We start from the raw sequence: 9,986 nt of genomic DNA, 5'->3' as shown, positions 1-9,986 counted from the left end.
CCTCCGCCGCCGCTACCGCCGCCGTGGCTTCCGCCGCCGTTTCCACCGCCTTGCGGCCGCGCACCGTAGCCACCACCGCCGCCCTGGCGCATCGGCGGAGGCATCGTACGCGCCTCGCCGCCCGGCCCGGCCGGCGCATGGAGCACGGCCGGCGGCGGGCCCGCCGGGCGGGCATTGCCGCCGGCGCCCGGCATCTGTGCGGGTGCCTGCGGCGGCGGCGTGCGGATCGCGCCGTTCCAGCCGCCGCGTGCAGCCGACGGCCGCGCGTCATGCTGCGCGGGTGGCGGGCCGCCCGGTTGCGGACGCCCCTGTCCCGGCGGCATGCCTCCGGGGCCGAGCCTCGGCTCCGGACGATGCGCCCAGCGATCGCGGTCGTGAAACCACGGCCGGTTACGGTAGTAGCGATCCCAGTACGCGGCGATCGCGAATCCGGTGATCGGGACACCGATGATCGCGCCATATTCCAGCATCGGCACATAGCTGCCCTGGTACGGATATTCGAGCAGTTGCGCATCGATCCAGCCGCGCACGCCCGGCAGCGCGACATCGCACCACGAGTAGTCGCTCAGGCAGCCGAACACGTCCAGCGCCGTGTCGGGCGGTATCTGCGCGACCACCGGATAATCGGGCGCCGGCCCCGCGTACAGTTCGGCCGGCGAATTCGTATAAGCGCTGCTTTGCGCATCGGCGACGCCCGGCGCGGCCGCGAGGCCAAGCAGGACGACGCACAGACTTCGGACAATCGTGTTGCTCATGATGCTCTCCCGCGCGGTGCCGCCGCGCGCCGGTCAGTGCCGATGGCCGCCGCCACCCCAATGCCCACCGCCCCACGGGCGGTGCCAGTAGCCGCCGCGGCCACCCCAGTATCCGCCGCCCCAACGGCCCCAGAAGCCGATCGTCACGGGCGGCCCGTACCAGCCCGGGTAGTATCCGGGGTAGTAGACCGGATACGGCGGCGGCACATAGGCCGGTGCGACGTACACGGGTGCCTGCGCATCGACGTCGGCTGGCGTGCCGGGCATCGGTGAAAGGGCCGGACCAGATGGGGCCGGTGCCACCGGGATTTCGCGCTGCGTCACCGTGGCGGGCACCGGCGCGTAATATGGCGCATAACCGTACGGGCTTGTGTAGTAGCAGCCGCCGAGCGTCAGCGCGGCGAGCGCGATGACGGCAGGCCTCGCGGCGGGAATCGGGTTCATCTCATGCTCCGGCAGAATCCGCGCGTCGCCGCCGGGCGCGCGCTTGACTCTAGCTTACGTCCCCTGCAGATTTCCGCGGGTATGATCGGTTACTTTTTGTTTCCTGCACCGGACGGTCGTGCGGGCATGCCGCGTGCTGGCACGTCTGCCGCGCCCGCGTTGAAGTTGGCGCAAATGCCCTCAACTTGAACGATGTCAGGCTGACCGGCGCGAACGGGCGTTCGCGGACATCCGGGTTGCCAGAATCCGGCGGACTTCGGCCCGCCCAGACAGGAACGCGGCTCACGCCGCCATCGACATGACTACGCCACGCCCCACTCTCCGGGCGGACACGCCGCTCGATCCGATCATCCAGTTGCTGGCGCTCGCCGGCGAACAGGGTTATCTGACGCACGCCGACCTCGTCGACGCGCTGCCGCCCGAAAGCGACAGCCCCGACGCGCTCGACGTCGTGCGCGCCGCGCTCGCCGACATCGGCATCGCCGTGCTCGACGAGCCGGCCGCGCCCGCGCCGTTCGCCGGCACGGCGCCTGTCGACGTCGATCGCGACGCGCTCGACGAAGGCCGGGCCGTGCTCGGCGATCTCGCACGGGGCACGAGCGCGTCGACCGATCCGCTCGCGCTCTATATGCGGCGCATGCAGGCGGTACCGCTGCTCACGCGCGAAGGCGAAATCGTGCTCGCCCGCGAGATCGAGACGGGCCGCCACCAGGTGCTGCACGCGGTGGCCGGCTGTCCGGCGGCGGTCGACGCGCTGCTTGCGCGTCACCGCGCGACGGGTGCGGCCGCCGCAACCGGTCCATCCGATGACGACACCACCGACACGCCGTTGCCCGCCAGCTACGACGCGCTGCAGGCAGCCGTCTCGGCGCTGCGCGGCGCACTGCTTGCGCATGGCTGCCGTTCGGACGAATACCGCGACGCACGCAACCGCATGGCCGCCCTGCTCGGTTCGATCGTGTGGGTCGCGCCGGCCGTCGACGACGCGAGCCGTGTCGTGCGCGCGCTCGCGGCGGCGCCGCATGATGGCGCCACCGGTGAAACCGCCCGCTTCGACGCGGTCGCGCGACGTGCACTCGCAGCCGCGCTGAGCGACGGCCAGCAGAAGGTGCACGACGCCACCCGCGCGATGCTCGAGGCGAACCTGCGGCTCGTGCTGTCGATCGCCCGCAAGTACATGAACCGCGGTGTCGACCTGCCCGACCTCGTGCAGGACGGTTGCCTCGGCCTGATGCGCGCGATCGAGAAATTCGAATACCGGCGCGGATTCAAGTTCTCGACCTACGCGACCTGGTGGATCCGCCAGGCGATCACGCGCGCGGTCGCGGATCGCTCGCGCACGATTCGGGTGCCCGTGCACGTCGGCGACCAGTACCAGCGCGTGCAGCGGCATGCGCTGCGCTTTCGCCAGCGCACGGGCCGCAAGGCGACGCCGGCCGAACTCGCGGCCGAAACCGGTCTCGACGAGGACAAGCTGCGCGCGGTGCTCGCGCTGCCCGCCGAGCCCCTCTCGATCGACACGCCGCTGCCCGACGCGGACACCGGCCTCGTGGATCTGATCGAGGACCAGGCATCGGCCAGCCCGTTCGAGCAACTGGCCGATACGCGCATGCGCGAATGCGTGACGTCGCTGCTCCGGTCGGTCACGCCGGCCGAGGCCGACGTGCTGCGCCGGCGCTTCGGCCTCGGCGGCACCGAGCCCGATACCTACGACGCGATTGCGCACGACGCGGGCATGTCGCGCGAGCGCGTGCGGCAGATCGAGAAGCGCGCGCTCGCCACGCTGCGCACGGCCGCCGAGGCCGAGAACGCGCAGTCGTTTCTCGACGCGTGATCGGGTCAAGCGACGCACGGTCGTGCCATCTGCCGGCACGACCGTGCGCTTCGCGCATGTGCTACGTTTGCCATTGACGTGCGTCAAGTTTTGTTCGTCGCGTACCGCGACAATGGTGAAAGGCCGACCGGCGCATCGCTCGCCGCGTCCATTTCGTTTGTGCTTCCCCAGGTCCCGCGCCATGCAGACGACCATCAGCCAAACGTACGAGGAAAACCGGCATATCGCGGCATGCCTGCGCGAGGCCGCTCAGCGGCTGGCCGACCAGGGTGCGAATCCGTATCGGGTCGCCGCGTACCGCGCGTCGGCCGATACGGTCGATGCGCACGACCACGACATCCGCACGCTGTTCGAGGCCGGTGGCGTGGACACGCTCGGCGCGCTGCCCGAGATCGGCACGGGCGTTGCGCAGGCCATCGCCGAGCTGCTGGTGACGGGGCACTGGCGCCAGCTCGACCGCCTGCGCGGCGACGCCGAACGCGCCTCCGCGTTCGAAGCCGTGCCGGGCATCGGCCATGCGCTCGCGCTACGCATTCACGACCTGCTGCATATCGATACGCTTGAGGAGCTCGAACGCGCGGCCCGCAACGGCCAGCTCGAGACGATCTCGGGTGTCGGCCCGCGGCGCGCGGCCGGCATCCGCAGCGCGCTCGACGACGTGCTGACCCGCCGCCGGCGCTGGCAGAGCCACGCGCAAGACGCCGGCCCCGGCACGGAACCGCCGGTCGAACTGCTGCTCTACATCGACCGCCTGTACCGCAACAAGGCGGCCGCCGGCGTGCTGCCGACGCTCGCGCACCGGCGCCTGAACGCGGACGGCTACGTACCGCCGCCCGTGATGCACGTGACCAAAGGCGGCTGGCATTTCACGGCGCTGTGCCTGCTGGCCGCCGCGCGCACGCCGGAAGCCGGCCGCCCGACGAACTGGGTGTCGCTCTATTTCTACGACGCCGTGCAGTGCGAGCATCAGCGTACCGTCTTCACCGAAACGTTCGGCTCGCTGGTCGGCAAGCGCATCGTGCGCGGGCGCGAGATGGAATGCCGCGTGTATTACGCGGGATGAGTCATGCGTCGGAGGCGTCGTCGAAGTCGAATGCCGCGTCGAGCACGTCGGCAATCTCGCGACATGCGTGGGTAAGCGCGCGTGAACGGCTGTCGGAATGCTCCAGATCCAGATCGAACAACGTCGAGTGCGATACGTACTCGGTCAGCTTTTTCAGGTTTGGCACGTCGAACCACAACGTCACCATGTAGCCGCCCACCCAGCGTAGCGGCAGCACCCGCGTCAACTTCAGCCTCGTGATCGCGCCGTGGCGGAACCGGAAGGCGTCGTCGCCGACGCGGAACCCCGACCACGCACCGTCGTTCGACACGAACACAGTCAGCGTGTCGTCCGCTGGCGCAAGCTCGGCCGCCGAAACCATCGCCGCGCCCGATCCGTCGCGGCCTGCGTCGATCTCCACGAACGATTCGATCCCCCGCTTCAACTCGTCGTAGAAACGGCGCGTGACGTCGAGCCGCGTGTCGCCGGCTACCAGGACCAGTTGCTTGAATCGCGCATGCTCGCCGTATCGCAGCCGCACGTCCGGCTCGTCATCCGGCTCGGCCTCGGGGAGGTCGGCCGGCACGATCGCCGCAGGCGGCGCGGCGGCCGCACGCCGCCGTTTCACCCGGGCCGCACCCCACGTCAGCAGCGCGGTCTGCGTCGCCAGTACGGCGGCCAGCGTCGCGAACCCGGCGAGAAACCCGTAATGCGGCCCGACCTTCGATGCCGCGTACGCGGCCGGAAGCACGTAAAGCAGATAGAAAAACCACACGCGGCAACCCCGTTGTCCCTGTTTGCGACGTCCGGACTGACGTAGCGTGGCGCGCCACCCTGCCTCCGGACCTCCGCTGCATCCCGCCGATGACACGCATCGCGCGGGCCGACCGCCTAAGCGCTTTCCGCCTTCGTGCGGCGCGCCGGATGACGATGCGCGGCGATGCGCAGCAGCTTCTGGAACGACGGGCATTCGAGATGGTTCGACGCCGGGCACACGGCCGCATGGCGCAGCGCATCGCGCACGGCGCCGAGGCGGCGGATCGTGCGATCGAGTTCGTCGGCCTTGCCGTCGAGCTTCACGCGATCGATCGCGGGCCGGCCGTCGGCGCCGACCATCGCGAGGATGTCGTCAAGCGAAAAACCGGCCTCGCGGCCGAGCGCGATCAGCGCCAGGCGCTCCAGCACCGACTCGTCGTATTGCCGCCGCAGCCCGTGCCGGCCGTTCGGGACGATCAGCCCCTTTTCCTCGTAGTAGCGCAGCGTCGATGCGGGCAATCCCGTGCGACGTGCGACCTCCGCGATATCCAGACGGCTCATGCTTGACCTCAAGTGAACTTGAAGTTGCAAGATAGTCGCTCGACTCCGTAATGACAAGCCTGGACCATCATGAAACCGCTGAAACCACCCCGCCTTCCGCTGCGCCGCGTTGCCGTCACCGTCCACCACGCGCGATGAGCCCGGCCGATATCCTGTTCGACCTGGTGCTGATCGGCGTAGGCGCCACGCTCGTGACGGATCTGTGGGCGCTGTTCCGGCGGCGTGCGTTCGGCATTCCGTCGCTCGACTTTGCGCTGGTCGGCCGCTGGATCGGCCACATGATGCACGGCCGGTTCCGGCACGTGTCGATCGTCGCCGCGCCGCCCGTGCCGGGCGAGCGCACACTCGGCTGGATCGCGCATTACGCGATCGGCATCGCGTTCGCGGCGCTGCCCGTCGCGATCGCGGGCACGGCGTGGATCGGCACGCCGACGCCGCTGCCCGCGCTCGTCGCCGGCCTCGCCAGCGTGGTCGCACCGTTCTTCGTGATGCAGCCCGCGTTCGGCTTCGGCATCGCCGCATCGCGCACGCCTCACCCGGGCGTCGCGCGCCGGCGCAGCATCGTCACGCATCTGTCGTACGGTGTGGGTCTCTATCTGGCGGCGTTCACGCTCGCGGCGCTGGGCCGTTGAACATGGGGCTTTGCGGGAGCCATGCAGGGTGGTACCGGCTCGGCCAGCCATCACTGAAGCCTGCGATGCGTCGTGCCGACGCCCTGTCTCCCGCTGTTCTCGTTGTTTTCGATCCCGCCACCCGGCGCGCCCGGATGGCCACGTGCATCACTCCCCGCCGCAGTCGATCAGGTTGTGGCGCACGCGCCCGAGCAGGCGCACCAGCGTATCGCGCTCGTCGGGCGTGAAGCCGCGCAGCCCGTCGTCGGTGACGGTATCGCCGACTTCGAGCATCTGCGGAAAGATCTCGCGCGCCTTGTCGGTCAACCGGATCACGAACGCGCGACGGTCGTCGTCGTTCGCGATGCGTTCGATCCAGCCATAGCTTTCCATCCGGTCGAGCAGCCGCGTGAGCGAGATCGGCGTGATCTCGAGCCATTCGGCGAGCCGCGCCTGATTCATCTCGCCTTTCCACGTCAGGTAGGCGAGCACACGGCTTTGCGCGCGCGTCAGCCCGATGCGCTTCGCACGCCGGTCGAACAGGCGTCCTTGCAGGCGGGCCACGTCTGAAATCAGGTAGCCGATCCGGTTCTCGTAGGTCTTGTCCATCCGCCGATTATAGGGTCAAGCCGTCACCGGCCCGCGGCTCGCGGGCCTGCGATAAGCGCATATATGATAAGCATGCTTATAATTGGCGCCATGCCGGATCGCCGCCCACGGCGACCGCCCTACGGAGACACCCGCTTGAACCCCGCCGCCGACGCCCCCGCCTCGCCCGCCCTGAACCGGCCGATGCTGACCCTGTCGATCATGCTCGCCACGCTGATCCAGACCCTCGACAGCACGATCGCGAACGTCGCGCTGCCGCACATGCAGGGCACCCTTTCCGCGTCGCAGGACGAGATCACATGGGTGCTGACCTCCTATATCGTCGCCGCGGCGATCGCGACGCCGCTCACCGGCTGGTTGTCCGACCGGCTCAGCGTCAAGCGGCTGCTGATCGTCTCGATCGCGGGCTTCACGGTCGCATCGGCACTGTGCGGGCTGGCCGAGTCGCTCGTGCAGATCGTCGGCGCGCGGATGCTGCAGGGTGTGTTCGGCGCCGCGCTGGTACCGCTGTCGCAGTCGATCCTGCTCGACATCAACCCGCGCGAGAAACAAGGCCAGGCGATGGCGATCTGGGGGATGGGCGTGATGGTCGGCCCGATCCTCGGCCCGACGCTCGGCGGCTGGCTCACCGACAGCTACAACTGGCGCTGGGTGTTCTTCATCAACGTGCCGATCGGCGCGTTCGCGCTGGCCGGCGTGATGACCTTCCTGCCCGCACGCGCGCCGCGCCCGCACGTGAACTTCGACGCGTTCGGCTTCGCGACGCTGGCGCTCGCGATCGGCGCGTTCCAGGCGATGCTCGACCGCGGCGAACAACTCGACTGGTTCGGTTCGTACGAGATCCGCATCGAGGCGCTCGTCGCGGCGCTCAGCTTCGCGTTCTTCCTCGTGCATACGGCGACCGTCGGCAAGGCCTCGTTCTTCAAGTCGGAATTGCTACGCGACCCGAATTTCGCCACGGGCACGCTGTTCATCTTCGTGGTCGGCGCGGTGCTGTATGCGACGCGCGCGCTGCTGCCGCCGATGCTGCAGAACCTGATGGGCTACCCGGTCGCGACGACGGGCCTCGTCACCGCGCCGAGCGGCGCCGGCACGATGATCGCGATGCTGTTCGTCGGAAGGCTGCTGAAATACGTGGATGCGCGGCTGCTGCTGCTCGCGGGACTGTCGATTTCCGCGCTCGCGCTCTGGCAGATGATGCAGTACACGGTCGTGCTGTCCGAATCGGACATCGTGTGGCCGGGCGTGGTCCAGGGCTTCGGGCTGGGGCTTGTGTTCGTGCCGCTGAGCGCGCTGTCGTTCTCGACGCTGGCGCCCGACCTGCGCGCGGATGGCACGGCCACCTACAGCCTGATGCGCAACATCGGCAGCAGCATCGGCATCTCGATCGTGCAGACGCTGATGACGCGCAACACGCAGGTCTCGCACGCCGATCTTGCCGCCCACATCACGCCGTTCAACCCGGCCGTGCAGGCAATGACCGGCAGCCGCCTCGACCTCGCACTGCTTGACAGCACGATCAACCAGCAGGCGACGATGATCGCGTACCTGAACGACTTCAAGCTGATGTTCGTCGCGACGCTGCTGATGATTCCGCTGTTGCTGCTGATCCGCCCGCCGCAGAAAACGGCGAGCGTCGATGTCGCGCACGCGGCGATGGATTGACGATCACGGCGGGCGCACGTGCGACGCACGCCCGCTGCAAGCCGCGTCAGGCCTTCATCGTCCCCGTGCGCACGTAGCGCTCGTGCCACGACAGCGCCTCGGCGAGCAGGTGCGGCGTGTGCTTGCCGAAGCTGTCGTGCGACGCGCGCTCGAAGTAATCCTCGAGCATCGGCCGGTAATCCGGATGCGCGCAGGTCGCGATGACCTTGCGCGCGCGCTGCTTCGGCGACAGGCCGCGCAGGTCCGCGAGGCCCTGCTCGGTGACGACCACCGCGACGTCGTGCTCGGTATGGTCGACGTGGCTCGCCATCGGCACGATCCGCGAGATTGCACCGCCCTTCGCGGTACTTGCCGACATGAAGCACGACAGGTAGCCGTTGCGCGCGAAGTCGCCCGAACCGCCAATGCCGTTCTGGATCTTCGTGCCCATCACGTGCGTCGAGTTCACGTTGCCGTAGATGTCGGCCTCGATCATCCCGTTCATCGCGATGCAGCCGAGGCGGCGCACGAGTTCCGGATGATTGCTGATCTCCTGCGGACGCAGCACGATCTTCTCGCGGAACGTCGCGATCTCGTCGGCGAAGCGCTGCACGGCGGCCGGGCTCAGCGACAGCGCGGTGGCCGACGCAAAGCTCAGCGTGCCGTCGTCGAGCAGGTCGAGCATCGCGTCCTGGATCACTTCGGTATACGCAGTCAGGTTCGAGAAGCCGGCCGAGCTGAGTTCCGCGAGCACCGCGTTCGTGATGTTGCCGACGCCCGACTGCAGCGGCAGCAGGTTTTCCGGCAGGCGGCCGCGCTTCACTTCGTGGCGCAGGAAGTCGATCAGTTGCAGCGCGATCTGCTTCGACGTCTCGTCCGGCGCGGAGAACGCGTTGCTGCGATCCGGCGCATCGGTCTCGACGATCGCGACGATCTTGTCGGCCGGGCAGCGCAGGTACGGCTCGCCGATCCGGTCGTCGCTCTTCGTCAGCGGAATCGGCTTGCGGTGCGGCGGCAGCGCGGTGCCGTAATAGACGTCGTGCATCCCGTCGAGGCCGAGCGGCTGGCGCGCATTGACCTCGAGGATCACGTGCTTCGCGCGTTCGAGCCAGGTCTTGTTGTTGCCGATCGACGCGGACGGAATCAGCAGCCCGTCCTCGCGGATGCCCGCGACTTCGACGATCGCGACGTCGAGATCGCCGTACAGCCCGAACCACGCATATTGCGCGACGTGGCTCAGGTGGACGTCCTGGTAGTCGACTTCGCCGCTATTGATCTTGTCGCGCAGCGTCGGGTCGGACTGGTACGGCAACCGCATCGAGATGCCGTTGGTGCGGGCGAGCGCGCCGTCGAGTTCCGGCGCGGTCGACGCGCCCGTCAGCACGTTGATCCGGAAATCCTCGCCGCGCGTGTGCGCCGCGTCGATGTGGGCGGCAAGCGCGGCCGGCACGGCCTTCGGATAACCCGAACCCGTGAAGCCGCTCATGGCGACGGTCATGCCGGGACGGATCAGCGCGGCGGCTTCGTCGGCGGTGCGGACGAGCGAACGCAGGGCGGGAGCGAGGATGCGTGATGAAGACATGGCTGGTTTCTGACGCTTTGGTCTGTCGTTGATGTCGCGGGGTCGCTCCGGAGCGACATGAAGCCCTTGGGGCCGCTCGGGGCGGCCGGCACCACAGGCACGGTCGGAGTATCGCAGAGGCAATCGCCGCGAAATGTCCGCTGAATGC

10 protein-coding genes are annotated in these 9,986 nt (G+C 68.8%); 4 read left to right on the top strand and 6 right to left on the bottom strand.

Annotated elements, in window-relative coordinates; all coding sequences use genetic code 11:
* Both VL15_RS34980 and VL15_RS34975 read right to left on the bottom strand, forming a co-directional pair.
* Positions 1-755 (bottom strand): SH3 domain-containing protein (locus tag VL15_RS34980; RefSeq protein WP_048251370.1); only part of this gene is annotated, 755 nt, incomplete at its 3' end.
* A 33-nt stretch (positions 756-788) separates the two neighbouring features.
* Positions 789-1,199 (bottom strand): hypothetical protein, encoded by a 411-nt coding sequence (locus VL15_RS34975; protein ID WP_048251369.1) that lies wholly within the window; start codon positions 1,197-1,199, stop codon positions 789-791.
* Between the two features lie 298 nt (positions 1,200-1,497).
* Here VL15_RS34975 and VL15_RS34970 point away from each other — a divergent pair, with 298 nt between their 5' ends.
* Positions 1,498-3,033, top strand: coding sequence for a sigma-70 family RNA polymerase sigma factor (locus VL15_RS34970; protein ID WP_048251368.1), 1,536 nt, complete (start codon positions 1,498-1,500; stop codon positions 3,031-3,033).
* A gap of 181 nt (positions 3,034-3,214) precedes the next feature.
* Complete coding sequence (locus VL15_RS34965) at positions 3,215-4,096, top strand: helix-hairpin-helix domain-containing protein (protein WP_048251367.1); 882 nt, start codon at positions 3,215-3,217, stop codon at positions 4,094-4,096.
* Position 4,097: 1 nt separating this feature from the next.
* On the opposite strand, the gene VL15_RS34960 is transcribed toward VL15_RS34965, so the two are convergent.
* Entirely contained in the window at positions 4,098-4,850 is a 753-nt protein-coding gene (locus VL15_RS34960) for a hypothetical protein (RefSeq protein ID WP_048251366.1), read from the bottom strand.
* Between the two features lie 116 nt (positions 4,851-4,966).
* Complete coding sequence (locus tag VL15_RS34955; protein ID WP_048251365.1) at positions 4,967-5,392, bottom strand: helix-turn-helix domain-containing protein; 426 nt, start codon at positions 5,390-5,392, stop codon at positions 4,967-4,969.
* Positions 5,393-5,526: 134 nt separating this feature from the next.
* On the opposite strand from VL15_RS34955, the gene VL15_RS34950 reads away from it, so the two are divergent.
* The gene (locus VL15_RS34950; RefSeq protein ID WP_048251364.1) at positions 5,527-6,024 is read left to right on the top strand and encodes a DUF2938 domain-containing protein; all 498 of its coding nucleotides are present in this window, start codon (positions 5,527-5,529) and stop codon (positions 6,022-6,024) included.
* 147 nt (positions 6,025-6,171) lie between these two features.
* Here VL15_RS34950 and VL15_RS34945 read toward each other — a convergent pair whose 3' ends face one another.
* The gene (locus VL15_RS34945) at positions 6,172-6,612 is read right to left on the bottom strand and encodes a MarR family winged helix-turn-helix transcriptional regulator (RefSeq protein ID WP_048251363.1); all 441 of its coding nucleotides are present in this window, start codon (positions 6,610-6,612) and stop codon (positions 6,172-6,174) included.
* 135 nt (positions 6,613-6,747) lie between these two features.
* Between VL15_RS34945 and VL15_RS34940 the strand changes: the two genes are divergently transcribed.
* Positions 6,748-8,277, top strand: a complete 1,530-nt coding sequence (locus VL15_RS34940) for a DHA2 family efflux MFS transporter permease subunit (RefSeq protein WP_048251362.1) — start codon at positions 6,748-6,750, stop codon at positions 8,275-8,277.
* A 46-nt stretch (positions 8,278-8,323) separates the two neighbouring features.
* Here the strand turns inward: VL15_RS34940 and VL15_RS34935 are convergent, their stop codons facing one another.
* The gene (locus VL15_RS34935) at positions 8,324-9,838 is read right to left on the bottom strand and encodes an acetyl-CoA hydrolase/transferase family protein (protein ID WP_048251361.1); all 1,515 of its coding nucleotides are present in this window, start codon (positions 9,836-9,838) and stop codon (positions 8,324-8,326) included.
* Between the last annotated feature and the right edge of the window lie 148 nt (positions 9,839-9,986).

It is taken from the genome of Burkholderia cepacia (assembly GCF_001039005.1).
Lineage (GTDB): Bacteria > Pseudomonadota > Gammaproteobacteria > Burkholderiales > Burkholderiaceae > Burkholderia > Burkholderia theae.
This window is presented reverse-complemented; position numbering and strand designations above follow the sequence as displayed.